The 24,894-nt window shown below is 72.8% G+C and carries 16 protein-coding genes and 1 pseudogene; 9 read left to right on the forward strand and 8 right to left on the reverse strand.

Annotation, left to right across the window (positions count from 1 at the left end; genetic code table 11):
- Positions 1-32: 32 nt before the first annotated feature.
- Positions 33-1,013 carry a helix-turn-helix transcriptional regulator gene (locus ACFYW9_RS21285; protein ID WP_351861229.1) on the reverse strand — a complete coding sequence of 327 codons (981 nt, stop codon included), beginning with the start codon at positions 1,011-1,013 and terminating at the stop codon, positions 33-35.
- A 543-nt stretch (positions 1,014-1,556) separates the two neighbouring features.
- Between ACFYW9_RS21285 and ACFYW9_RS21290 the strand changes: the two genes are divergently transcribed.
- Positions 1,557-3,722 (forward strand): protein phosphatase 2C domain-containing protein, encoded by a 2,166-nt coding sequence (locus ACFYW9_RS21290; protein WP_389152452.1) that lies wholly within the window; start codon positions 1,557-1,559, stop codon positions 3,720-3,722.
- 100 nt (positions 3,723-3,822) lie between these two features.
- Positions 3,823-5,565: a pyruvate dehydrogenase gene (locus ACFYW9_RS21295; protein ID WP_389152455.1), complete on the forward strand. Its 1,743-nt coding sequence runs from the start codon at positions 3,823-3,825 to the stop codon at positions 5,563-5,565.
- A 63-nt stretch (positions 5,566-5,628) separates the two neighbouring features.
- Here the strand turns inward: ACFYW9_RS21295 and ACFYW9_RS21300 are convergent, their stop codons facing one another.
- The 3 genes and pseudogenes from ACFYW9_RS21300 to ACFYW9_RS21310 form a co-directional block, all read right to left on the reverse strand.
- Positions 5,629-6,522, reverse strand: a complete 894-nt coding sequence (locus tag ACFYW9_RS21300; RefSeq protein ID WP_389152668.1) for a hypothetical protein — start codon at positions 6,520-6,522, stop codon at positions 5,629-5,631.
- A gap of 390 nt (positions 6,523-6,912) precedes the next feature.
- Positions 6,913-7,032 (reverse strand): annotated as a pseudogene (locus ACFYW9_RS21305) (helix-turn-helix domain-containing protein); the annotation flags it as partial.
- 169 nt (positions 7,033-7,201) lie between these two features.
- The gene (locus ACFYW9_RS21310; RefSeq protein ID WP_389152458.1) at positions 7,202-10,213 is read right to left on the reverse strand and encodes an alpha-mannosidase; all 3,012 of its coding nucleotides are present in this window, start codon (positions 10,211-10,213) and stop codon (positions 7,202-7,204) included.
- Between the two features lie 269 nt (positions 10,214-10,482).
- On the opposite strand from ACFYW9_RS21310, the gene ACFYW9_RS21315 reads away from it, so the two are divergent.
- On the forward strand, positions 10,483-10,881 hold the full coding sequence (locus ACFYW9_RS21315) for an ATP-binding protein (protein ID WP_351861582.1): 399 nt from the start codon (positions 10,483-10,485) through the stop codon (positions 10,879-10,881).
- A gap of 73 nt (positions 10,882-10,954) precedes the next feature.
- Here ACFYW9_RS21315 and ACFYW9_RS21320 read toward each other — a convergent pair whose 3' ends face one another.
- Together ACFYW9_RS21320 and ACFYW9_RS21325 are read right to left on the reverse strand one after the other, a co-directional pair.
- Complete coding sequence (locus ACFYW9_RS21320; RefSeq protein WP_351861219.1) at positions 10,955-11,983, reverse strand: DUF2637 domain-containing protein; 1,029 nt, start codon at positions 11,981-11,983, stop codon at positions 10,955-10,957.
- A gap of 400 nt (positions 11,984-12,383) precedes the next feature.
- Positions 12,384-13,295 carry a (2Fe-2S)-binding protein gene (locus tag ACFYW9_RS21325; RefSeq protein ID WP_389152462.1) on the reverse strand — a complete coding sequence of 304 codons (912 nt, stop codon included), beginning with the start codon at positions 13,293-13,295 and terminating at the stop codon, positions 12,384-12,386.
- A 371-nt stretch (positions 13,296-13,666) separates the two neighbouring features.
- On the opposite strand from ACFYW9_RS21325, the gene ACFYW9_RS21330 reads away from it, so the two are divergent.
- Entirely contained in the window at positions 13,667-14,581 is a 915-nt protein-coding gene (locus ACFYW9_RS21330; RefSeq protein ID WP_389152656.1) for an FCD domain-containing protein, read from the forward strand.
- Positions 14,582-14,917: 336 nt separating this feature from the next.
- Here ACFYW9_RS21330 and ACFYW9_RS21335 read toward each other — a convergent pair whose 3' ends face one another.
- Entirely contained in the window at positions 14,918-15,697 is a 780-nt protein-coding gene (locus ACFYW9_RS21335) for a hypothetical protein (protein ID WP_389152465.1), read from the reverse strand.
- A 136-nt stretch (positions 15,698-15,833) separates the two neighbouring features.
- Complete coding sequence (locus ACFYW9_RS21340; protein ID WP_389152468.1) at positions 15,834-17,507, reverse strand: PucR family transcriptional regulator; 1,674 nt, start codon at positions 17,505-17,507, stop codon at positions 15,834-15,836.
- A 461-nt stretch (positions 17,508-17,968) separates the two neighbouring features.
- Here ACFYW9_RS21340 and ACFYW9_RS21345 point away from each other — a divergent pair, with 461 nt between their 5' ends.
- From ACFYW9_RS21345 to ACFYW9_RS21365, 5 genes are all read left to right on the forward strand, one after another.
- Positions 17,969-18,859, forward strand: coding sequence for an FAD binding domain-containing protein (locus ACFYW9_RS21345; RefSeq protein WP_389152471.1), 891 nt, complete (start codon positions 17,969-17,971; stop codon positions 18,857-18,859).
- A complete protein-coding gene (locus ACFYW9_RS21350; protein ID WP_389152474.1) occupies positions 18,859-19,461 on the forward strand; it encodes a (2Fe-2S)-binding protein in 603 nt (200 codons plus the stop codon). Before ACFYW9_RS21345 ends, ACFYW9_RS21350 begins: the two co-directional genes overlap by 1 nt.
- A gap of 2 nt (positions 19,462-19,463) precedes the next feature.
- The gene (locus tag ACFYW9_RS21355) at positions 19,464-21,851 is read left to right on the forward strand and encodes a xanthine dehydrogenase family protein molybdopterin-binding subunit (protein ID WP_389152478.1); all 2,388 of its coding nucleotides are present in this window, start codon (positions 19,464-19,466) and stop codon (positions 21,849-21,851) included.
- Between the two features lie 293 nt (positions 21,852-22,144).
- On the forward strand, positions 22,145-23,602 hold the full coding sequence (locus tag ACFYW9_RS21360) for an NCS2 family permease (protein ID WP_389152481.1): 1,458 nt from the start codon (positions 22,145-22,147) through the stop codon (positions 23,600-23,602).
- Between the two features lie 42 nt (positions 23,603-23,644).
- Positions 23,645-24,799, forward strand: a complete 1,155-nt coding sequence (locus tag ACFYW9_RS21365) for an XdhC family protein (protein WP_389152484.1) — start codon at positions 23,645-23,647, stop codon at positions 24,797-24,799.
- Positions 24,800-24,894: the final 95 nt, after the last annotated feature.

Below are 24,894 nucleotides of genomic sequence, written 5' to 3' on the forward strand. Positions count from 1 at the left end.
CCAGCCTGCCCGAGCGGACGCGGGAGCGCAGGTCAGTCCCGGGCCACCCAGCCGCGCTCGTACGCGTGCCAGCCCAGTTGCAGCCGGGTCGTCACGCCGGTCAGCTCCATCAGGCGCTTCACCCGGCGCTGTACCGTCCTGAGGCCCAGGTCGAGCTGTTTGGCCACGCTCGCGTCGGTCAGGCCCGCGAGGAGCAGGGAGAGGATCTCCAGGTCCGTGGTGTCGGGGCCGTCCGGTTCCTGTTCCAGTACGCCCCGGCTGCCCAGCCGCAGCGGCAGCGCGTCCCGCCACACCGACTGGAACAGCCCCGACAGCAGCTCCAGGAGTCCGCTCGCGTGCACGACCAGCGCGGCCGGCTCCGCGGTGTGCGAGGTGAGCGGCACCATCGCGAGCGTCCGGTCGGCGATCACCAGCTTGGTCGGAACCCGGTCCACGACCCGCACCTGCTCGTCGCGGCCGAGCGCGGCGGACAGCTCGGTGATCCCGCCGGGCTGGTCGAGGACGGACCGCTCGACGACCACGCGATAGCCGACGCCCCGGCCCGCGGCCTGTTCCTCGGCGTCGTTGTCCGTGCCGGAGACCACCATCGGGGTGCCGGTGACCAGCGCGCACACCTCCTCGCAGGCGCCCAGCTGGAGCTGGAGGAAGCGCTGCGAGACCGCCGCGGCGCCGATCACCACCTCGACCAGGTCGTGCACGGCCGGTTCGCCCGCCGCGCCCCGGTACTCCTCGGCCAGCAGCGCGGCCGCCAGCTCCGCCTTCTCCAGTTCGTGGCGCTGCTGGGTGAGCAGCGCGCCGAGGGCGACTCCGGGCGGCGCGGCGACCCAGCGGCCCGGCCGTGCCGAGGACTGCGCGGCCAGGCCGCGCAGCTCCAGCCGGCGCAGCGCGCGCTCCGTCTCGTACTCACCGAGCGTGAGCCGGCGCGCGAGATCGGGTACCTCGGCCGCGCCCACGGACACCAGCGCGCGGTACGCCGATTCGTGGGTCTCGTCCAGACCTATCGCTCCCAGCATGCGGCGATGCCCTTCCCGTGGATGCGTTCCGGTCGGCCGGCAGTGCCGTGGCGGATATCGGCCACGGCGTAAACCCGCCCCGGCACATCATCGCCGCACCCCCCGCCCCTCTGACAAGCTCACGTCACCGAGGTGCCAACCGGCGTCCGTGATCCTCCGGTTGGGTCCGGCCTGCGGGAAGCGGCCGTGCGGGCTCGCGGACCGAGGGCTGTCCCGGCTCGCGTTCGTACGCGAACCGGCCCTGGAGGAGCGGGGGTTGAGGAGCCCGTCCGTGTCCGGTGCCGGACCCGGTGCCGAACCGGGCGTCGTCGGCGGGCGGGTGGCCCGGGCCGGTCCACGGCGTGCGTGGGCCCCGGTCACCCGGGCGCCGCCGGGCGGTCCCCTCGTGGGGGGTGGGGCCGCTCGGCGGTCGGGTGTTCGCACGTTCCGGTGCGGATTCCTGTTCGAGTGTTCACTCGTGCGGGCCGTTCGGCGGGCTGCACCTTGGCCGGTTTTTCCGGATGCCCCGTTTTCAACCGGCCGTCTCGGTGGACAATCGGGGGCATGAGCCAGCAGGGGGAGAAGCCCACCGGTCACGAGGACGACTGGTGGCGGCAGTTGTACGACGACTCCACCGAGGACACGGGGCCCGCCGCCGTGGCCGATTCCCTCGACGACCGGTTCGCGTCGGCGTCGGGGACGCTCGGGGACGGACCGGACGCAGGCCCGGAAACAGGGCCGGACGCCCGGCCCGCGCCGGAACGGAAGCCCCTCTCCGACGTCCGGCCCACCTCGACGCGGAGGCCCGTCTCGGAGGTGTCGCCCGCGCCGGAACGGAAGCCCGCCTCGGAGGTCCCGCCCAGGCCGGAACGGTGGCCGACGTCGGAGGTGCCGCCGGCTCCGGCACGGAGGCCCACCTCGGACGTGCCGCCCGCCCCGGAACGGAGGCCCGCGCCGGCGGACGCGAGGTCCGCCTCGGATCCGAGGTCGGCTTCGGACGCGGCGTCCGTCCCGGGGCCCGGGTCCGACCGCCGGCCCGGCGCACGCGGGTTCGACGGTCCGCCGCGTCCCGAAAGGCCTCCCACCGTGCCGGAGCCCTCGACCCCCGAGCAGGGGACGCAGCCGCCCCCGCCGCCGCAGTGGCCTCCCGCCGGACCGGGGCGACGTCACGGCGCCCCGGCCTCCGCCGACCGGCCGGACGGCGCGAACCCGTCCGACGAGACGCCCTCCGACGAGCCGGCGTCCCGGCCGGGCCGCTGGGAGCGGGGCCCGGTGACGGGGCCCGGCGCGGACACGGGCGCGCCCGGCCGCCAGGCGCCCCCGTCGGAACCCGCCTCCTGGGAGCCCACCCCCTGGGAGCCCTCCGTCTGGGAACCCCCGTCCTGGGAGCTCCCGCCCTCCGGCCCGGCCGCGCCCTCCGCCCTGCCGTCCTCCGGTCCGGCACCGGCCGCTCCCTCCGCTCTGCCGCCCGGCCCGAAACCGCCGGGATTCACCGCGCAGGAACCCGGCCCCGACGCCTCGCGGGACACCCGGAGCGACCCGTCCGCGGGGCCTCCCGCCGGGCGGGTGCCCGCGTCGAGGGCGCCGTCGGACGTGCCGCCGAAACCCGGGTCGGCTCCCGCCGTACCCCCGGGTGCGGCGGCCCCCGGACCCGGAGCGGACGCGCTGCCCAGCACCACCGGGGGCTTTAGGACCCCACCGCCCCCGCCGGGGGACACGGCGGACGAGCCCCGGGAGACGGTCCTGTCCGTCGTCGAACCACCGCCCCCCGCCGGTCACGTCGGCTCCGGCCCGCCCACCTACGACCCCGAACCGACCGCGCTGCCGTCCGCCGAGCCCGACGAACTCGGTGACCTGGTCGCCGACACCGTGCTGGACGGCGCACGGTACGGAACGAGCACGCTGCGGGCCGTGTCCGTACGCGGGGACTCCGCCCGCTTCCGGGGCGAGCCGCGCCGGGACGCGCTGCTCACCGCCCGGTTCGGAACGGGCGAGCAGGCGCTCGTCCTGGTGGCGATGGCGACCGGCGCGCGCGCCACCTCGGGCGCGCACCGGGCCGCGGCGGAGGCGTGCCGGTGGATCGGGCAGGCCGTCGGGCGCAGCCACGAACGCCTCTCCGACGACATCAGGGCCGCCCGGCGAGGCGAGCTGAAGTCGGGACTGCACCGGCTCGTCGACCGCAGCCTCGGCCGGCTGCGGGCGAGCGCGGCGGAGCAGGGCGTCGAACCCGAGGAGTACACCGCGGGCCTGCGCTGTCTGCTGCTGCCGGCCGATCCGGAGTGCCGTACGCGGGTCTTCTTCGGTGTCGGCGCGGGCGGTCTGTTCCGGCTGCGGGACGGCGAGTGGCAGGACATCGAACCGCGGGTCGCCGACACGACCGGGGAGGCCGTCGTCGGCTTCGGATCGCCGCCCCACGAGACTCCCGAGGGCGACCGGCTCACCATGGACCTCGGCATCACGACGCCACCGAGCCCGTACGAACCCGCCCCCCGGCCCCCGCACGCCCCCTTCCGGTTCCGGGCCTCCGTCGCCCGTCCGGGTGACACGCTGCTGCTGTGCACCGGCGGCCTCGCGGAGCCGCTGCGCGGCGAACCCGAACTGGCCGAGTACCTGACGACACGGTGGGCGCGGGCAGAGGCACCCGGCCTCGCCGCGTTCCTCGCGGACGCGTCGGCGAGGGTCAAGGGGTACGCCGACGACCGGACGGCCGCCGCCGTGTGGGAGGCGTAACCGCGCACGGTGTGAATTCATGGAACCGAGGGTCGATCCGGGGAACGAGGGGAACCCGGGGTGCCCGAGGCTTCGAGGATCACGAAGAGGTGGGTGCGGCATGGCCAAGCAGAACGTCGCCGAGCAGTTCGTCGACATCCTCGTCCGCGCGGGCGTCGAGCGGCTGTACGGAGTCGTGGGTGACAGCCTCAACCCGGTCGTGGACGCGATCCGGCGCAACGCGGCCATCGACTGGATCCAGGTCCGCCACGAGGAGACCGCCGCCTTCGCCGCGGGCGCCGAGGCCCAGATCACCGGCAGGCTCGCGGCCTGCGCCGGCTCCTGCGGACCAGGCAACCTGCACCTCATCAACGGCCTGTACGACGCGCACCGCTCGATGGCCCCCGTTCTGGCCCTGGCCTCGCAGATCCCCTCCAGCGAGATCGGCCTCGGCTACTTCCAGGAGACCCATCCGGACCAGCTCTTCCGCGAGTGCAGTCACTACAGCGAACTCATCTCCAGCCCGAAGCAGATGCCGCGGCTCCTCCAGACCGCCATCCAGCACGCGGTGGGCCGCTCCGGGGTCAGCGTGGTCTCGCTGCCCGGTGACATCGCGTCCGAGCCCGCCCCGGACAAACCCGTCGAGACCGCCCTGGTGACCTCCCGGCCCACGGTCCGGCCGGGCGACGCCGAGATCGACAAGCTCGTCGCGATGATCGACGAGGCGGAGAAGGTCACCCTGTTCTGCGGCAGCGGCACGGCGGGCGCGCACGCCGAGGTCATGGAGTTCGCCGAGAAGATCAAGTCGCCGGTCGGACACGCGCTGCGCGGCAAGGAATGGATTCAGTACGACAATCCGTTCGACGTCGGGATGAGCGGGCTCCTCGGCTACGGCGCGGCCTACGAGGCGACCCACGAGTGCGACCTCCTCGTCCTGCTGGGCACCGACTTCCCGTACAACGCCTTCCTCCCTGACGACGTCAAGATCGTCCAGGTCGACGTGCGGCCGGAGCACCTGGGGCGCCGGTCGAAGCTGGATCTGGCGGTATGGGGGGATGTGCGGGAGACGCTGCGCTGTCTGATCCCGCGGGTGCGACCCAAGGGCAATAGGCGCTTTCTCGACAAAATGCTGAAGAAACACGCGGACGCCCTTGAGGGGGTCGTCAAGGCGTACACCCGCAAGGTCGACCGGCACGTCCCGATCCACCCCGAGTACGTCGCCTCGGTGCTGGACGAACTCGCCGACGAGAACGCGGTGTTCACGGTCGACACCGGAATGTGCAATGTCTGGGCGGCCCGTTACATCTCGCCCAACGGGAGCCGCCGGGTGATCGGTTCGTTCTCGCACGGGTCGATGGCGAACGCGCTGCCGATGGCGATCGGCGCCCAGTTCACCGACCGGCGGCGCCAGGTCGTGTCGATGTCCGGCGACGGCGGATTCTCCATGCTGATGGGCGACTTCCTCACCCTCGTGCAGTACGACCTGCCGGTGAAGGTCGTGCTCTTCAACAACTCCTCCCTCAGCATGGTCGAGTTGGAGATGCTGGTCGCCGGACTGCCCTCCTACGGCACCACCAACAAGAACCCCGACTTCGCCGCGGTGGCCCGCGCCTGCGGTGCGTTCGGCATCAGGGTGGAGAAGCCCAAGCACCTCGCCGGCGCCCTCAAGGACGCGTTCCGCCACAAGGGTCCGGCCCTGGTCGACATCGTCACGGACCCGAACGCGCTGTCCATCCCGCCGAAGATCAGCGCGGACATGGTGACGGGCTTCGCCCTCTCGGCGTCGAAGATCGTGCTGGACGGCGGTGTCGGCCGGATGGTGCAGCTGGCCCGCTCCAACCTGCGCAACGTGCCCCGCCCGTAGCGCCGGCCGGGTGTGCCGTCAGTGCGTCGGCACAGTACCGGCCGGGTGTGCCGCGGATCGCGCTCAGTCGGTGACCAGGGCCCAGCCGTTCTCCCTGTACCAGTACTGCGGCAGGCCCTTGATGCCGCTGGTGCGGAACGGGACACCTTCGTCGTCGATCCGGACCGTACCGGTGCGCCCCCGGGAGGACCAGTCGAGTTCCATGTACCAGCGGCAGTCGCAGGCCTCGGTCTGGGCGTCGACCATCAGCACCTGGGGGTCCTTCACGGACACCCGGAAGGGCATGCTCAGAGTCCGGGAATCCGCTCCTTCGCCATCGCCCGGGACCGGGCGGGCGATGGGCCGGTCCATGTCCAGATCGACGTCGAACGAGCCGGGACCCATGAGGCCGCCGCAACCCCCGCCCGTGAAGTAGGACGGGCTCTTCAGCGGGGCCGAGCGTCCGACGACCCGGACCCGCAGCGCCTCCAGGACGACGGCCGCGTCCGACCGCCCCTGCACGGTGATGTCCACGAGCGTCTGGCCGCCGTGCACCCCGTTCTGTGTCTGCACCCACGGGGAGGCGTCCTGCGGGGCCGGTGGAGGCGGCACCTGGTCGGGTGTCTTGTCGATGACGTAGTTGTGACCGCAGCCGACCGCCCAGCGATGGGAGTACACGGTCCAGGTGAGGGGGATGCCGGCGGAGACGGCCTTGGGGGAGGGGCTGGTGGAGGGGCCCGGCGAGGTGCCGCCGCTGCCGGACGGGCTCGGGGAGGGGGAGCCGGACGGCCGGCCGTGCGTCTTCGAGGGGGACGGGGACGGTGTCGCGGACCCGTGCCGCGCGCCGCCTGCCGCCTTCGCCGTCGGCGCGCCGGACACCCGGTCGCCGGCGTCCGGCGCGGCGTGCCCGGAGGGCAGGGCGGACAGACTGCCCAGGGTGGCGAACAGCGCCGTCACCACCGCCGCCGCGACCGCCACGCGGCGCCTGTACCAGGGCCTTCGTGGTTCTCCGGCGTGCTCGGGTCCCGTCTCCGTGGCCGTCCGGGTGGTCTCGGTGGTGACCGGCGAGGAGCCGGGCGACACCGTTTCCGGCACGGGAAGTGATGGATGCGCGGACGGGGACATCGCAGCCGACGGGCTCGACGACGCCGACGGGCTCGATGAAGTCGACGGGCTCGATGAAGTCGACGGGCTCGACGCCGCCGCCTCCGCGGCGGGCGGAGTGGACGGAGCGGGTGGGGCGGACTCGGCCCCCGGAGTCGTCCGGGACCGCTGCCGGGCCGCCACCGCGAGAACCCACAGCCGGTGGAGTTCGACCCGTTGGGCCGGAGCGGCCCCGCACAGCGCGGCGAACCGCTCCACGGGTGCGAACCCCTGCGGCACCGCCTCCCCCGCGCAGTACCGGTGCAGTGTCGAGGCGTTCATGTTCAGGTGACGGGCCAGCGCGGCGTAACTGCGGTCGGAGCGGGCCTTCAACTGCCGCAGCATCGACGCGAATTCCTCGACATCGTCCCGGGATGACACCGTTTCCTCCGCTTCTCGTCCCAGGACGGCATCCCAGGCACTCCCATGATGAGAGGTCAGAAGGCCTGGGATGGTTCCCACTTCACAGGGGCTGTCCTGCCCGGGCCTGTGAAGTGGTACCAGCGGACACGCCCTAGCGGGCGGGACGCAGTCGCAGGGTGAGGATCTGGAACGGCCGCAGCTCGGTCTCCGGCGGGGCCTCGCGCAGCGGGCGTTCCAGCAGGTCGGTCACCTCGGCCCGGGAGACCGGGAAACCGGCGGTCACCTTCGCGCGGGCCCGCCCGCCCCGTGACTCGTACAGCCGCACCACCACGTCGCCGCTGCGGTCCTCCGCGAGCTTGACCGACTCGACGGTGACGGCCGGGTCGGCGACACGCACCAGCGGTTCGGGCGCCGGCGCCGCGGCCTGGCGCAGCGGCAGGTTGAGCGCGAGTCCCTCCGCCACGGCGTCGCCGACGCCGGCCCCCGGCAACAGCGCGTACGTGAACCGGTGCGTGCCGAGATCGGTCCGGGGGTCCGGGCTGTGCGGGGCGCGCAGCAGGGTCAGCCGTACGGTGGTGCCGAGGCCCCCGGCATGCGGGGTACGGGTCACGTCGTGGCCGTACGTCGAGTCGTTGAGCACCGCGACGCCGTACGACTCCTCCGCGACCCGCAGCCAGCGGTGGGCACAGATCTCGAAACGGGCCGCGTCCCAGCCGGTGTTGGCGTGGGTGGGACGGTGCACGTGCCCGAACTGGATCTCGGCGGCGGACCGTTCGGCCTGGACGTCGAGCGGGAAAGCGGCCTTGAGAACCTTCTCCGACTCCTGCCAGTCGACGTCGGTCACGATGTCCAGCCGGCGGCTCGCGGCCGTCAGCCGGATCTCCTGGGTGATCCGGGAGGAGCCGAAGACCCGGGTGACGCGCACGGCCGCCCGCAGCGGCCCGCTCTCCACCAGCTCCACCGACTCGGCGGACGTCAGGTCCGTGTGGGTGCGCCGGTAGTGCCGGTCGATGTCCCAGGCGTCCCAGGCGTTGGGATGGTCGGGGTGGAGCTGGAGCAGATTGCCCCGGCCGCACAGCACCTCCCGGCCGTGCGCGAGGTCCCGTACGGAGGTCAGCAGCCCGTCGGCGTCGATCCGTACCCGCAGCCGGTCGTTCTCCAGCACGATGACGCCGTCGTCGTGCTCGGCCCGGACGGTGGGTCCCGGCCCGGTGGACACGGCGGCGCCGCCCAGCCCCGGCACCGTGACCAGCGCGTCCCCGACCACCTCGGTCCGCTCGTAGGGCGAGGCGTTCAGTACCGCCGGCGAGCCGGACCCCAGCGCCCGTACCGCCTCCGCGGTGATCTCCTCCAGTTCCGCGAGCACCCGCGCGTACGTCTCGCGTGCCTCCCGGTGCACCCAGGCGATCGAGGAGCCGGGCAGGATGTCGTGGAACTGGTGGAGCAGCACGGTCTTCCAGAGCCGGTCCAGCGCGTCGTACGGGTAGCTGTACGAGGGATCGCGCACGGCGGCCGTCGCGCACCACAACTCGGCTTCGCGCAGGGCGTGTTCGGAGCGTCGGTTGCCCTGCTTGGTCTTGGACTGCGTGGTGTAGGTGGCCCGGTGCAGCTCCAGGTACAGCTCGCCCGACCACACCGGCGCGTGGGCCCCGTACTCCTCCTCGGCGGCGGCGAAGAACGCCTCCGGCTTCTCGATCCGGACCGTGGGCGAGCCCTCCAGGGACCGCAACCGGCGGGCCTTCTCCAGCATTTCGCGGGTCGGGCCGCCCCCGCCGTCGCCCCAGCCGAACGGGACGAGCGAGCGGGTGGCCAGGCCCTTCTCCGCGAAGTTGCGTTCCGCGTGGGCGAGTTCGCTGCCGTGGAACTGCGAGTTGTAGGTGTCCACGGGCGGGAAGTGGGTGAAGACCCGGGTGCCGTCGATGCCCTCCCACCAGAAGGTGTGATGGGGCATCTTGTTGGTCTGGTTCCAGCTCAGCTTCTGGGTGAGGAACCAGCGGACGCCGGCGAGCTTCGCCAGTTGCGGGAAGGCCGCCGTGTAGCCGAAGGAGTCCGGCAGCCAGATCTCCTCGGTCTCGACGCCCAGTTCCTCCCGGAAGAAGCGCTTGCCGTGCACGATCTGCCGGGCCAGCGCCTCACCACCGGGCATGTTGGCGTCGGACTCCACCCACATCGATCCCACGGGAGCCCAATTACCTTCCCGCACGGCCTTCTTGATGCGCTCCCAGATGTGCGGCTGGTGCTCCTTGACCCAGGCGTACTGCTGTGCCTGGGAGCAGGAGAAGACCAGCTCCGGGTAGTCGAGGGCCAGCGCGGTGACGTTGGCGAAGGTCCGGGAGGCCTTGCGGACCGTCTCGCGCAGCGGCCACAGCCACGCCGAGTCGATGTGCGCGTGTCCGGTCGCCGAGACACGGTGCGCGCTGGCGGACGCGGGCCGCGACAGCACCTCCGTCAGCTCGGCCCGTGCCGCCGCGGCCGTGCCGGACACATCGTGCAGATCGAGGGCGTCCAGCATGTTCTCCAGGGCGCGCAGGATCTCGTGCCGTCGAGGCCGCTGCGGATCCAGTTCGTACATCAGCTCCGAGAGGACCTCGGCGTCGAGGACCAGATGCCACACGTCCTCGTCCAGTACGGCGAGGTCGGCAGCCGCGAATCGGTAGATCGGCCCATCCCCGGCGGTCCGCACGTCTCCCAGCGGGGTGGGCTCGAAGCCGTGCAGGACGGCGGGGTTCGCCGCCGCCTCCAGCAGCAGGCGCACCGCCTCGCCTCCCCTCGCCGGTGCCCCGACCGTCAGGTGGCGGTTGCGCGGGTGGATGCCCTTGAGGGGGACGCCGGCGGTGTCGTACAGCAGTCCCTCCGCCTGGAAACCGGGCCCGTCCCCGGTGAACCCGGGGTCGACCACCACCTCCACGAGGCGGCCCGCCCATTCCTCGGGCACCCGGCCCTCGATGCGGAACCAGCTCGTCGACCAGGGTTTTCCCCAGACCGTGCCGGTCGTGAAGGGCTCGTAGGAGGCATGGAGCGCCTGCCCGACGGGCACCGGTTCGCCCGGCGCGTGCCACGCGGAAAGCGTGAGCGGCACCCGGTCCCCGTACTGCGCGGGGCGCAGGAACTGCCGCAGCGCGCGCTCCAGACGGGCCTCCACCAGCGAACGGTCGTCGTGCACGGCGGCTCCTCGGTGCTCGGACGGCTCTGTCGACCCCTTCACTTCCCCGCGCGCGGCTCGCGCACCCGCGCCCGTACGGGGGCTGGTTGATGATTCGACATGACTGTCACGTTCGCGAAGAGGGCATGGATCCCGTGAACGTGTTCGAGCAGAGGGGAACCGACATCGGCACGCAGGCGGGGGTCATGAAGCGGCAGGCACCGGGAGGTGGTCCCATGACCAAGGGGGCCTACTCCACCGATCCAGTGGAGGAAGCATCCGACGGGGCGATGGACGAACCGGACGGCGCGCAGTTCCGGCGCCGGCTGGGCAAGGCGGATCTGCGGGCGGTGCCCGAGGCGCGCAAGGCGCTGAGGGAGCACTTACGGCACTGGGGGAAACCGGGCAGGGCCGAGACGGCTGAGCTCCTGACCAGTGAGCTCGTCACCAACGCGCTGGTCCACACGGACGACGACGCCGTCCTGACCGCGACGATCGGACCGCGCGGACTGCGCGTGGAGGTCCGGGACTTCGTGGGACGCAGGCCCCGACTGCGCGTACCGGACGCCGACGACGGTACGCACGGCAGGGGTCTCGTCCTGGTCCAGTCCCTGGCGGACGCGTGGGGCGTGCGGTCGCACGGGGTGGGCAAGGCGGTGTGGTTCGAACTGAACGGCGACGCGGTGTAGGAACACCGCGTCGCCGTTGTCGTGTCCGGGCCCGTCCGGAGCGCCGGCCAGGCTGCCCGGGTCCTTGTCGGGCTCAGCCGAACTGCTGTTCAAGGTCCTTGAGCTTGCGCTCCAGGGAGTCGAGCCGGGGCAGGGCCATCGTGTCGTCCTCCGTGGTGAGGTCGACGGTGATCGGCTCAGTGCTCTTGCGGACGGGGGTGAGGGAGGGCCGCGATCGTACGGGCAGCTGCTCCGCGGTGGATATGGCGGGCTCCGTGGAGCTCCCGGCGGGTGCCCGCTCCACGGTGGTCTCCAGCTCCCGGGCGGCGCCGCGGCCGGGGAAGCCGCGGCTGAGCGCCTTGAGATGCGCTCGCTCGACCCGCTCCTCGTTGCGGCGGCGCAGTCGGGTCTGCTCCTTCTGGCGCCGGTCCTCGCGCACCTCGTCCACGGCCTCGTCCAGGGACCGGACGTTCTCCAGGAGCATCAGCGACCACGCGCTGTACGTCTCACGGGGGGCACGCAGCCAGCGGACTATACGGATCTGCGGCAGTGGACGCGGCACCAGGCCCTGCTCGCGCAGGGCGGCCCGGCGGGTCTGCTTCAGGGCCCGGTCGAACAGGACGGCGGCCGACAGGGACATCCCCGCGAAGAACTGCGGAGCGCCGGCGTGGTCCACGCCCCGGGGCGCGTGCACCCAGTTGAACCAGGCCGCGGCACCGGCGAAGGTCCACACGAGTATGCGGGAGCCGAGCGCCGCGTCACCGTGGCTGGCCTCGCGCACCGCGAGGACGGAACAGAACATCGCCGCCCCGTCCAGGCCGAACGGGACGAGGTACTCCCAGCCGTCGGAGAGGCCGAGGTTCTGCTGGCCGAAGCCGACCAGGCCGTGGAAGGAGAGTGCCGCCGCGACGGCGGCACAGCAGAACAGCAGGACATAGGAGGCCGTGCCGTAGACGGCCTCCTTACGCCTGCGGCGCTCCTCGGTGCGCTCCCACGAGTCGTCGCTGCTCGCGCTGTCCCCGGACCGCTTGCCGCGTGCGAGCACCGCCACCGCCGCCAGCAGGCCCAGGAGCAGAACGGCGCCTGGAAGCAGCCAGTTCAGCGATATGTCGGTCAGTCTCATCGGGGGTCCCTTGCATTGGGATAGGGCGTAACGCCCGCCATAGTGGCCCAATCACATCGGCCCTCAGGGGGTTTCGGGGCAAGAGGCCGCCAAGGAAGTGCAAGAAGGTGCGCAGGGCGACTTTCTGCTCGAACTGCCGCGCGAGGGACGGGAGTTGAGTACGAATAAGACTACCCATACGGATGGTTCCGCGGAAAGTTCCCGGGACGAGTGAGGAATGTGTGAAGTACCTGTGATCCGAGGCCGGACCGCGGACGGACCGCGTACGCCGCTCGGGTGCTGAGGTGCTGAGGTGCTGAGGTGCTGAGGTGCTGAGGTGCTGAGGTGCTGAGGTGCTGAGGTGCGCCGAGACCCGGTTCCGGGGGCGGGGCGGCGCACGGTCGCGCCCGCCCCGGTCGTCTCAACTCGCGTCGGCGGTGGTCAGCTTGGCGACCCGGGCCGTGTCGCAGGTGCGCGGACAGGTGCCGCAGGTGTCCTCGGGGCGCACGGTGTAGAAGAGGCAGCAGCTCACCCGGTCGCGGGTGGGCAGGGACTCCCCGTCGGGACCCGTCAGTTCGCGGAAGGCCGCCGAGCCGACGTACGGCCGGGTCGAGTCCGGCAGCAGCAGCTCCAGCTCGCGCATCGCGCGCCGCTCCTCGCCGAGCAGACCGGCGACGTACCAGAGGCCCTCGACGATCTCGTCCGTGGCCATGCCCCACAGTGCCCGGCCGCGCCGTCGCATGCGCGGCCCGAAGCCGCCGAGGACGGGCTCCAGGTGCTCGGCCACCGCGGCGCGCACCTCCGCGCGCAGCGCCTCCTCGTCCGGCACGACCCGGGCACCCGGCAGGGCGGCGGCCGGGTCGTCCGGCAGGCAGGCGAACGTGGTGATCCGGACGGCCATCCGGCCTTGCTCGCGCTGGAATGTGACGTCCTCCACAGGCAGGCGGGGCACCCGGCGCCGGAGGAACCACGGAACGGTGATCAGAAGGCAGGCCGGCCACGCGTACCGGTGCAGTCCGAAACCGGCCACCACGTCGGGCCGTGCCCGCGTGCCGTAGTCCCGGAGCACCTGGGCCTCGTCCCAGGCGAGGAACGCGTCGAGGTCCGGCCCGCCCTCGGCGAGCCGGGCGGCGACGGCCCAACCCGGGCCCCGCGGGGCCGCTTCACCCGTTCCCAGCTCGGTGACGCCCAGGTCGGGGAAGGCCTCGCTCAGCCGTGCGTAGGCGTCGGCGAAGGGCGACACGGCGGCGGCCGGCGTGCCGAGGCCGGCCGGAACGGTCGTGGCCGCCGGGGCGGTCGTGACGGTCTCGGCCGACAGCGTGGGAGTGGACATGCGAAACCATCGCTTCACGATCGTCAGCAGGTAAGCCTTACCTTACCCTGTCGGTCGGGTGTTTGAACTGGGGCCGTGTGCGCCTATCGTGCTTGACGGGCCAGTGACGATCGACACCTCGACCCCAGTACCGACGACCCGGAGGAGGAACCGTGGAGCAGACCGGTCCGCGCGGCGCGCACGGCTCCACCGGGGCGTGGGTCCCGGACATCCACGGGGGCGCCTTCCTGGTCCCGCGGCAGCCGGGGCCCGCGGACGTGGGACGGGTCAGGGGAGTGCCCGCGGGCGACGGTCCCGGTGCCGGGCCGGCCGGTGCTCACCCCGTGGTCCTGGCCTCGGCCCGCGGTGAGCACACGCACAGCGAGGAGCCGATCCCGCACCCGCGCACGGAGGACACCCGCGCAGCCGTACGTACGGACGACACCCGTCCCGCCGCGAACCCCGGGAACGTCGGGCCCGCACCCGCCGGCGGGGCGCGCCCCGCCGGACGGCCGGAGAACGCCGGCCCCGCGCGCGCGGACCGGGCCCGGCCGGGAGCGGATGCCGGGGGCACGCGGCCCGCGCACGCCGAGGAGACCCGTCCGGCCGTGCGCGAGCCGAACGCCCGCCCCGCGCACGCCGAGGAGGCCCGCCCCGCTGTCCGTTCGGAGGCCGCCCGCCCCGTCGTCCAGCGCGCCTCCGTCCGGGGGCAGATCGTCGACGCCCTGCGTACCGCGCTCGTCTCGGGCGAACTCGCTCCCGGCGAGGTGTACTCGGCGCCCGCGCTCGGCGAGCGCTTCGGGGTGTCGGCGACGCCCGTCCGGGAGGCGATGCAGCAACTCGCCCTCGAAGGCGCCGTCGAGGTCGTCCCCAACCGGGGCTTCCGCGTCATCGAGCGCGGCACCCGGGAACTGGCCGAACTCGCCGAGATCCGGGGCCTGATCGAGGTCCCGGTGATGCTCCGGCTCGCGCGTACCGTGCCCGCCGCCCGCTGGACCGAGCTGCGTCCGCTCGCCGAGGCCACCGTGCGGGCCGCCTCCTCGGGCTGCCGCGTGACCTACGCGGAGTCCGACCGGTCCTTCCACCGTGCGGTCCTCGCCCTCGCGGGCAACGCGCAGTTGGTGCGCATCGCCGACGATCTGCACCGCCGTGCCCAGTGGCCGCTCGTCGGCGGTCCCGTCTCCCGGGGCCGCGCCGACCTGGTGGCCGACGCGGCCGAACACACCGCGCTGCTGGACGCGTTGATCGCCGAGGACCTGACGGTCGTCCAGACGCTGGTACGGGAGCACTTCACCGGCGCGTCCTGACCGGCCGCGGGGACGGCACCTCGCCGACTCCGGCGCCTCCTGGCAGGCCGAGGGGACGGTACCCGGCCGACCCCGGCGCGTCCTGACCGGCCGAGGGCGCGGCACCCCGCCGCCCCCACCGCTTCCGCCGCCCCCGCCGACCCTGGCGCTTTCACCGACCCCGTCCGTCGCTTCGCCCGCCGGCTCCGTTCCGGCTTCAGCGGCCCGAGCGCACCGGTCCCGGAGCTCGGAGCCCGGGTGTGCGTCCCGTCGGGTGTCGTCACGTCGAAGGGCGCTCGCCGGGAGTCCGGCGGGCGCCCTTCGGACGGGGTCACTTGCTCGGGTGGGTCCGGACGGTCAGGCCGTAGCGGCGGGTGGCGCCGGGGTCAACTGGTCCGCCAGCCACAGGGGGACGCCCCCGAGCAGCCGGAACAGCCGTCCCGCCTCCGCCCGCAGCCGCGAGGCCTCCGGCTCGGCCTCGGTGTCGGCGAGCGACGCCAGCGCCGGCGCCGTACCGACCAGGTATCCGAGTTCCTCCCGGATCCGCAGGGATTCGGCGAAGCCGTGCCGGGCCTCCGCCAACTCCCCTTCGCGCAAGGCGAGTCCGGCGAGATGCCGCCAGGTGAAGGACAGCAGCAGCGCGTCGTTCTGGGCGGTCGCGCCCGCGTGCGCCCGCCGGTACGCGGCGCGGGCCGCCTGCGGCGCGTGCGCGAGGTTCTCGGCGAGCAGTCCGCGCCGGAAGTCCAGCAGCGCCCGGCCGGGCACGCCCGGCGCGAGCAGCGCCGCGGCCCGGCCGAGCGCCGCCCGCGCCTCGTCGGCCCGGTCGCGCACGCCCAGCAGGGTGGCCGCGTAGGCGAGCTGGCCCCGCTCGCAGGCGGCCGCGCCCCGCTCGTCGTCGCTCTGTGCCAGTGCCTCGGCCGTGCGCAGCGCGTCCTCCGCCTCGGCCCAGCCCTGCTCGGTGTAGAGACAGCGCTCGACCAGGAGCGACGCTCTCTGGAGCGCCGGCCCCGCAGCGCGCGGCTGGATCAGCGCGGCCGCGTCGGCCCAGCAGGCGCGCGAGCGCAGCCGCCATACCGCGGTCTGGAGTGGATCGTCCCCTGCAGTGGTTCCGGTACCAGACATGGCGGTATGCGCCACGTTGCCCTCCCCGAGCACGCCATTGAGCTGTTGAGTGGTGGCATCTCAGCACGGATCACCGGGCCCGGCCAAGAGGGTAGGTGAAGGATTTCACAAAGTCATCGGTCCCGTGCCGGGTCGCCCGGGGCTCCTGGGGTCAGCTCATCCGCAGTGCCAGGAAGAAGTCCAACTTGTCTTCCAGGCGCGACAGATCACGACTCGTCAACTGCTCGATACGGCCGACGCGGTAGCGCAGCGTGTTGACGTGGAGGTGCAGACGGGCCGCGCAGCGCGTCCAGGAGCCGTCGCAGTCGAGGAACGCCTCCAGGGTCGGGATCAGCTCCGCGCGGTGCCGGCCGTCGTACTCGCGCAGCGGGTCCAGCAGACGGGCGGTGAAGGCGCGGCGCACGTCGTCCGGGACGAACGGCAGCAGCAGGACGTGCGAGGCCAGCTCCTGGTGCCCGGCGGCGCAGACCCGTCCGGGGCGGGCCGCGGCGACCCGGCGGGCGTGCCGTGCCTCCTCCAGGGCGCCGCGCAGCCCCTCGGCGGAGTGCACGGCCGCGCTGACGCCGATGGTGAGCCGGCCGTCGTTGTCCAGACCGGCCGACAACGGCTCCCGTACGGCCGTCAGCAGCGTGTCGGCGTGCAGACCGGGCTCGGAGCCCTCCTCGTCGGAGGAGACCGCCGGAAGGGGGACGAGCGCGACCGCCTCGGCACCCGTATGGGCGACGGCGATCCGGTCGGAGAGCTCCGGCCCCGGCGACAGCGGGTCGACGAGGATCTCCTCCAGCAGCGCCTGGGCGACCGGGCCGCCCTCGACCTCGCCGCCGTCCCACTCGACGCGCGCCACCACGACCTGCCAGTGCGGAGCCGCGCCGAGGCCCGGCAGCAGCACCGGCGCCGCGACCCGCAGCCGGGCCGCGATCTCGGCGGGCGCGGCCCCCGTCTGGACGAGTTCCAGGACTTCCTGCGCCAGCCGTCGGCGCACCGTGCGCGCCGCGTCCCGCCGGTCCCGCTCCACCGCGATGAGCTGGGTGACGCCCTGGAGCAGGTCGAGCCGCTCGTCGGGCCAGTCCCCGGCGTCCGCCTCGACGGCGAGCAGCCAGTCGGAGAGCACCGTCTCGCGGACGTCCCGGAGGGCGCCCGGGGCGCGCCCGGCGGAGCGGACCGGGAAGAGCGAGTACATCGCCGGGCCCACCGTCACCCGGTGCGGTCCCCGGCGCCCGCTGCGGACCGCCGTGAGATGCGCCGCGGCCAGCTCGGCGCGGGTACCCGCGGGCAGCGCGCCGCCCGCGAGCTTCGAGCCCGCGATGGGCCGTCCGGCGGGCGAGAGGACCCAGGCGCGCAGGTCGAGGTCGGTGCCGAGGAGGTCGAGGACCACGTCGGGGCCGCCGCCCGCCGGGCCCGAGGTCATCATCCGCCGGTGCCGCTCGACCACGGCGGCCAGATCCCCGGCGCGCTCGCCGGAGACCTGGCGCACGACGTGCTCGGTGATCGTGGCGAAGGCGACCGACTCGTTCACGGCGAACAGCGGCAGCCGGTGCCGGGCGCAGGCCACGACCAGGTCGTCGGGGATGTCGCCGAGCTCCGCCTCGCCCGCGGCCAGGGCCGCGACCCCGGCGCTCGCGAGGATGCGGACGAACGGCTCGGAGTCCTCGGCGTCGTGCCGCCAGGCGAGGCCGGTCAGGACCACTTCGCCGCCCGACAGATAGCGGCTCGGGTCCTTGAGGTCGGTGGTCATCACACCGCGTACGGTGCGGTCCAGCTCGTCCTCGCCGCCGAGCAGCCGCAGGCCCAGCGCGTCCGTGTCCAGCAGTGCGCGCAGCCGCATTCTCGTCGCCGCCGTTCTTTGTCTCGAAATCTACGATGGATCGATGGAGGGGCCGTCGGCCTCCCGGGCTCCGCGGAGCTGTCCGTGGGTTCCGGGAAACCCGCGGCACCGCCCCTGGCTCCTCGGTTCCGGAGGGCCGTGCCCCGTTTCCGTGGGGCGTGTCCCTGTTTCCGGAGGGCCGGGCCGTCCGTTTCCGGAGGACCGACCGATTGTTTCCAGAGGACCGGCCGACTGTTTCCGGAGGAAAACGAAGAGGTTGCCGATGGTCTCGGTTCATACGAATCTACAAGATGCGCGCGCTGGCCAGCGAACTCCTTCATGGTTTCGGTGACTGACCCCGGTGCCGGACACCGCTGTGTACTGACCCCACTCCGCTGTTGAGACCTCATGACCGAGCCGAGGACGCCGCACCCGATCTGGCTTGATCACAACACCCACGACACGAATGAAGAGAGCCACTCATGGACTTCCTTCGCCCCGCCAGTTGGGAGGAGGCGCTCGCCGCCAAGGCCGAGCACCCGACCGCTGTGCCGATTGCGGGTGGCACCGATGTGATGGTCGAGATCAACTTCGATCACCGCAGGCCCGAGTACCTCCTCGACCTGAACCGCATCGGCGAGCTGAGCGAGTGGGAGGCCGGCGAGAACAGCGTGCGCCTGGGCGCCTCCGTTCCGTACACCCGGATCATGGAGAACCTGCGCCGTGAGCTTCCCGGGCTGGCTCTCGCCTCCCACACGGTGGCCTCCCCGCAGATCCGCAACCGCGGCGGCGTCGGCGGCAACCTCGGCACCGCCTCCCCGGCCGGCGACGCCCACCCCGCCCTCCTCGCGGCGGGTGCCGAGGTCGAGGCCCAGTCGGTGCGCGGTTCGCGGCTGATCCCGATCGACGACTTCTACACCGGCGTGAAGCGCAACGCGCTCGCGCCCGACGAGCTGATCCGCGCCGTGCACGTCAAGAAGGCGGACGGACCGCAGCAGTTCTCCAAGGTCGGCACCCGCAACGCCATGGTGATCGCGGTGTGCGCCTTCGGTCTGGCCCTGCACCCCGAGACCCGTACGGTCCGCACCGGCATCGGTTCGGCCGCGCCGACCCCGGTCCGCGCGAGGACCGCCGAGGAGTTCCTGAACGCGGCGCTCGACGAGGGCGGCTTCTGGGACAACGGCAAGATCATCACCCCTTCGGTGGCCAAGCAGTTCGCCGCGCTGTGCTCCGCCGCCTGCAACCCGATCGACGACGTCCGCGGCACGGCGAGCTACCGCCGCCACGCGGTCGGTGTCATGGCCCGTCGCACGCTGACCTGGACCTGGGAGTCCTACCGCGGCGCCGCCGCCCGCACGGAGGGAGTCGCGTAATGCGTGTCAACTTCACGGTCAACGGCCGCAGGCAGGAGGCCGACGACGTCTGGGAGGGCGAGAGCCTCCTGTACGTCCTGCGCGAGCGTCTCGGCCTGCCCGGTTCCAAGAACGCCTGCGAGCAGGGCGAGTGCGGCTCCTGCACGGTCCGTCTGGACGGTGTGCCCGTGTGTTCCTGCCTGGTCGCCGCCGGCCAGGTGGAGGGCCGCGAGGTCGTCACCGTCGAGGGGCTGGCCGACTTCGCCAAGCAGCGGTCGGAGCGCGCCGGTTGCGCGACGGGTGCCTGCGACACGGCCGAGGCGAAGGGTATCTCGCTCGACGAGGCCCAGAGCTGGGCCGCCAGGGGGCACGACTCTCAGACCGGCGAGGGCGACGAACTCTCGCCCGTCCAGCAGGCGTTCATCGACGCCGGAGCCGTCCAGTGCGGCTTCTGCACCCCGGGCCTGCTGATCGCGGCGGACGAGATGCTGGAGCGCACCCCGAACCCGACCGACGCGGACATCCGCGAGGCGCTCTCGGGCAACCTGTGCCGCTGCACCGGCTACGAGAAGATCATGGACGCGGTCCGCCTCGCGGCCGCCCGGCAGTCCGAGGCGGTCTGATCATGGGAACGACCGGAACACCCACGAACATCACGCAGGGCTCCCGGACCAAGGGCGGCATCGGCGAGTCCACGCTCCGCCCGGACGGCACCCTCAAGGTCACCGGCGAGTTCGCGTACTCCTCCGACATGTGGCACGAGGACATGCTGTGGGGCCAGATCCTGCGCTCCACGGTCGCCCACGCCGAGATCGTGTCCATCGACACCTCCGAGGCCGTCGCACAGCCCGGCGTGTACGCCGTCATGACGTACGACGACCTGCCCACCGACGTGAAGAACTACGGCCTGGAGATCCAGGACACCCCGGTCCTCGCGCACGGCAAGGTACGCCACCACGGCGAGCCGGTCGCCATCGTCGCCGCCGACCACCCGGAGACCGCGCGCCGCGCCGCCGCCAAGATCAAGGTGGAGTACCGCGAGCTGCCGGTGATCACGGACGAGGCGTCCGCGACCGCGCCCGGCGCGGTCCTCGTCCACGAGGGCCGCGACGACCACCACATCGGCCACGTCCCGCACCCGAACATCGTGCACCGCCAGCCGATCGTCCGCGGCGACGCCGAAGAGGCCGCGAAGAAGGCCGACTTCGTCGTCAGGGGCGAGTACACCTTCGGCATGCAGGACCAGGCCTTCCTCGGCCCCGAGTCCGGCCTCGCCGTGCCCTGTGAGGACGGCGGCGTCGAGCTCTACATCGCCACCCAGTGGCTGCACTCCGACCTGCGCCAGATCGCCCCGGTGCTCGGCCTGCCCGAGGACAAGGTCCGGATGACCCTCTCCGGGGTCGGCGGCGCGTTCGGCGGCCGCGAGGACCTGTCGATGCAGATCCACGCCTGCCTGCTGGCCCTGCGCACCGGCAAGCCCGTCAAGATCGTCTACAACCGTTTCGAGTCCTTCTTCGGACACGTCCACCGCCACCCCGCCAAGCTCACCTACGAGCACGGGGCGACCAAGGACGGCAGGCTCACGCACATCAAGGCGCGGATCGTGCTCGACGGCGGCGCGTACGCGTCGGCCTCCCCGGCGGTCGTCGGCAACGCCTCCTCGCTCGGCGTCGGCCCGTACGTGGTCGACGACGTCGACATCGAGGCCATCGCGCTCTACACCAACAACCCGCCCTGCGGAGCCATGCGCGGCTTCGGCGCGGTCCAGGCGTGCTTCGCGTACGAGGCCCAGATGGACAAGCTCGCCGACGAGGTGGGCATGGACCGGGTCGCGTTCCGTCAGCTCAACGCGATGGAACAGGGCTCGCTCCTGCCGACCGGGCAGCGCGTCGACTCGCCGGCCCCGGTCGCCGAACTCCTGCGCCGCGTCAAGGCGATGCCGCTGCCGCCGGAGCGGCAGTGGCTCTCCGCGGGCGAGGAGGCCGACGTACGGCAACTGCCCGGCGGCCTGTCCAACACCACGCACGGCGAGGGCGTCGTCCGCGGGATCGGGTACGCCGTCGGCATCAAGAACGTCGGCTTCTCCGAGGGCTTCGACGACTACTCGACCGCCCGGGTCCGCATGGAGGTCGTCGGCGGTGTGCCGGTCGCCACCGTGCACACCGCGATGGCGGAGGTCGGCCAGGGCGGCGTCACCGTCCACGCGCAGATCGCCCGCACGGAACTGGGCGTCGCCCAGGTGACCATCCAGCCGGCCGACACCCGGGTGGGCAGCGCCGGTTCGACGTCCGCCTCGCGTCAGACGTACGTCACCGGTGGCGCCGTCAAGAACTCCTGCGAGCTGGTCCGCGAGAAGGTCCTGGAGATCGGCCGCCGCAAGTTCGGTACGTACCACCCCGCGTGGGCCACGGCCGAACTCCTCCTGGAGGGAGGCAAGGTCGTCACCGACGGCGGCGAGGTCCTCGCCGATCTCGCCGACGTGCTCGAATCGGAGGCCGTCGAGGTCGAGGCCGAGTGGCGGCACCGGCCGACCGAGGCCTTCGACCTGCGTACCGGGCAGGGCAACGGCCATGTCCAGTACTCCTTCGCCGCGCACCGCGCCGTCGTCGAGGTGGACACCGAACTCGGGCTGGTCAAGGTCATCGAACTGGCCTGCGCCCAGGACGTCGGCAAGGCGCTCAACCCGCTGTCCGTCATCGGCCAGATCCAGGGTGGTACCACCCAGGGCCTGGGCGTCGCGGTCATGGAGGAGATCATCGTCGACCCGAAGACCGCGAAGGTGCGCAACCCCTCCTTCACGGACTATCTGATCCCCACCATCCTCGACACGCCGACCATCCCCGTCGATGTGCTCGAACTCGCCGACGACCACGCCCCCTACGGGCTCCGTGGCATCGGCGAGGCCCCGACCCTGTCGTCCACCCCGGCCGTCCTCGCGGCGATCCGGGACGCGACGGGTCTGGCGCTCGACCGGACGCCGGTACGCCCCGAACACCTCACGGGAACCGCGTAGGCGCCGGACGCATCTCTCCGGGCGGCGCCGGGAACGTCACACTTCGCCGCGCCGCCCGGAGCACCCGGTCACCGCACCGCTCGCGGGACCGGGAGCCGCAGGGAAAGCAGCAAGCAACAGACACGTACAGCAACAGAGTTCCTCTCGTTCCTCTCGTTTCCCACGTTCGTCTCGGGCCGTCCCCCGGGTCGTGCGGCCGAAGCACCTTCCCAAATCCCGCAACCGCAGGCGCGGTTGACCAGCCGTCAGGACGGCTGTCCGGGTGCCCCTTTGAACCTTGGGAGCAGGCCCACATGACCCAGCAGTCACTGGAGCCGAAGACCACCGCGCAGGACGCGGGCGCGGGCGGCCGCGTCCCGGCCGGACGGTCTCGGCTCGACCGGTACTTCCACATCTCCCGGCGGGAGAGCTCGATCGCGCGTGAGGTGCGCGGCGGCGTCACCACCTTCATGGCGATGGCGTACATCCTGCTGCTCAACCCCCTCATCCTGTCCGGCAAGGACGTGGCGGGGGACGCGCTCGGCCAGAAGGCGCTGATCACCGCGACCGCGTTCGCGGCGGCCTTCACCACCCTTCTCATGGGCTTCGTCGGCAAGGTGCCGCTCGCCCTCGCCGCCGGGCTCTCGGTGTCCGGGGTGCTCTCCTCGCAGGTCGTCCCGCAGATGACCTGGCCGCAGGCCATGGGCATGTGCGTGATGTACGGCGCGGTCATCATGCTCCTGGTCGTCACCGGGCTGCGCGAGATGATCATGAACGCGATCCCGCCGGCGCTCAAGCACGCCCTCACCATGGGGATCGGCCTGTTCATCGCGCTGATCGGCCTGGTCAAGGCCGGCTTCGTGCACCAGGGCAAGGCGACCCCGCTCACCCTCGGCCCCACCGGCGAACTCGCCGGCTGGCCGGTGCTGCTCTTCGCCGCGACCCTGCTGCTGATCTTCGCGCTCCAGGCGCGCGGTGTCCCCGGCGCGATCCTCATCGGCATCGTCTTTGGCACGGCCGTCTCCGTCGTCCTCGACGCCACCGGTGTCATCGACCCCGGTCAGTGGGCCGGCGGCGCCCCCGAACTGCACGGCAGCGCCGTCTCGATGCCGGACTTCTCGCTCTTCGGCCAGGTCGAGTTCGGCGGCTGGAGCCACGTCGGCGCCATGACGGTCGGCATGATCGTCTTCACTCTGGTGCTCGCCGGGTTCTTCGACGCGATGGCCACGATCATCGGCGTCGGCACCGAGGCCGGGCTGGCCGACGACCGGGGCCGGATGCCCGGTCTGTCGAAGGCGCTGTTCATCGACGGCGCGGGCGGAGCGGTCGGCGGAGTGGCCGGAGCGTCCGGTCAGACGGTCTTCGTCGAGTCCGCGACCGGCGTCGGCGAGGGTGCCCGTACCGGCCTCTCCTCCGTCGTCACCGGCCTCCTCTTCGCGGCCTGCCTGTTCTTCACCCCGCTCACGGCGATCGTCCCGGGCGAGATCGCGGCGGCGGCCCTGGTGGTCATCGGCGCCATGATGATGACGAACGCGCGCCACGTCGACTGGGCCGACCGCGCCACCGCCGTCCCGGTCTTCCTGACGGTCGTGATCATGCCGTTCACCTATTCGATCACCGCGGGCGTGGCGGCCGGTGTGATCAGTCACGTCGCCGTCAAGACCGCCCAGGGCCGGGCCCGGGACATCGGGGCCTTCATGTGGGGTCTGACGGCGGTCTTCTTCGTGTACTTCGCGCTCCACCCCATCGAGGGCTGGCTGGGCGTCCGCTGACGCCGAGCCCTTCCACGCAACCGCTGCCGAGGAGACCGAGACATGCTGGACATCGCCGAAGAACTGCACCGGTGGGTCGAGCAGGGCCGCGACTTCGCCGTCGCCACCGTGGTGGCGGTCGGCGGCAGCGCGCCCCGCCGGCCCGGCGCCGCGCTCGCCGTCGACTCCGACGGCACGGCGATCGGCTCCGTCTCGGGCGGTTGCGTGGAAGGGGCGGTCTACGACCTGTGCGCACAGGCGCTGGAGGACGGCGAGACCGTCCTCGAACGCTTCGGCTACAGCGACGACGACGCCTTCGCGGTCGGCCTGACCTGCGGCGGCGTCATCGACATCCTGGTCACCCCGGTCCGCTCGCACGACACCGCCCGCCGGACGGTGCTCGCGACGGCCCTGGCCCGAGCGGCGCGCGGCGAGGCGGCGGCGCTCGCCCGCGTCGTGAGCGGGCCCGCCGAGCTGATGGGCCGCGCCCTCGTCGTGCGTCCCGACGGTTCCCACGAGGGCGGTTTCGGGGCCCACCCCGAACTCGACCGTACGGTGGTGGGCGAGGCGGCGGCCCTGCTGGACGCCGGCCGCACCGCCACCGTGGAGATCGGAGAGCAGGGCTCTCGTTGCGGAGCGCCGCTCACGGTCCTGGTGGAGTCCTCGGTCCCGCCCCCGCGCATGATCGTCTTCGGTGCCATCGACTTCGCCTCGGCACTGGTCCGCGTGGGCAAGTTCCTCGGCTACCGGGTGACGGTGTGCGACGCCCGCCCGGTCTTCACGACGGCGGCCCGCTTCCCCGAGGCGGACGAGGTCGTCGTGGAGTGGCCCCACCGCTATCTGGAGCGCACGGAGGTCGACTCCCGTACCGTCCTGTGCGTCCTCACCCACGACGCCAAGTTCGACGTCCCGCTGCTCCGGCTCGCGCTGCGGCTCCCGGTGGCGTACGTCGGCGCCATGGGCTCGCGCCGCACCCACCTGGACCGCAACGAGAGGCTGCGCGAGGTCGGCGTCACCGAGATCGAGCTGGCCCGCCTCAGGTCGCCGATCGGCCTGGACCTGGGGGCGCGGACCCCCGAGGAGACGGCCCTGTCGATCGCGGCGGAGATCGTGGCCGACCGGCGCGGTGGAAGCGGGGTCTCCCTCACCGGGGCGCACACCCCCATCCACCACGACACACCCTCGGTTCCGGTGCGGGAGATCGGGTCGGTGGCCTGAGGGCCCGCGACCGACATCCCTCGGCTCTCCGGCCCGTTGGCCCGCCTGTCAGGGTGGGCACAACGGGCCGGAGCCGCCCTGGGCGAATGGTTCAT

Source organism: Streptomyces sp. NPDC002698, assembly GCF_042888945.1.
Classification (GTDB): Bacteria; Actinomycetota; Actinomycetes; order Streptomycetales; family Streptomycetaceae; genus Streptomyces.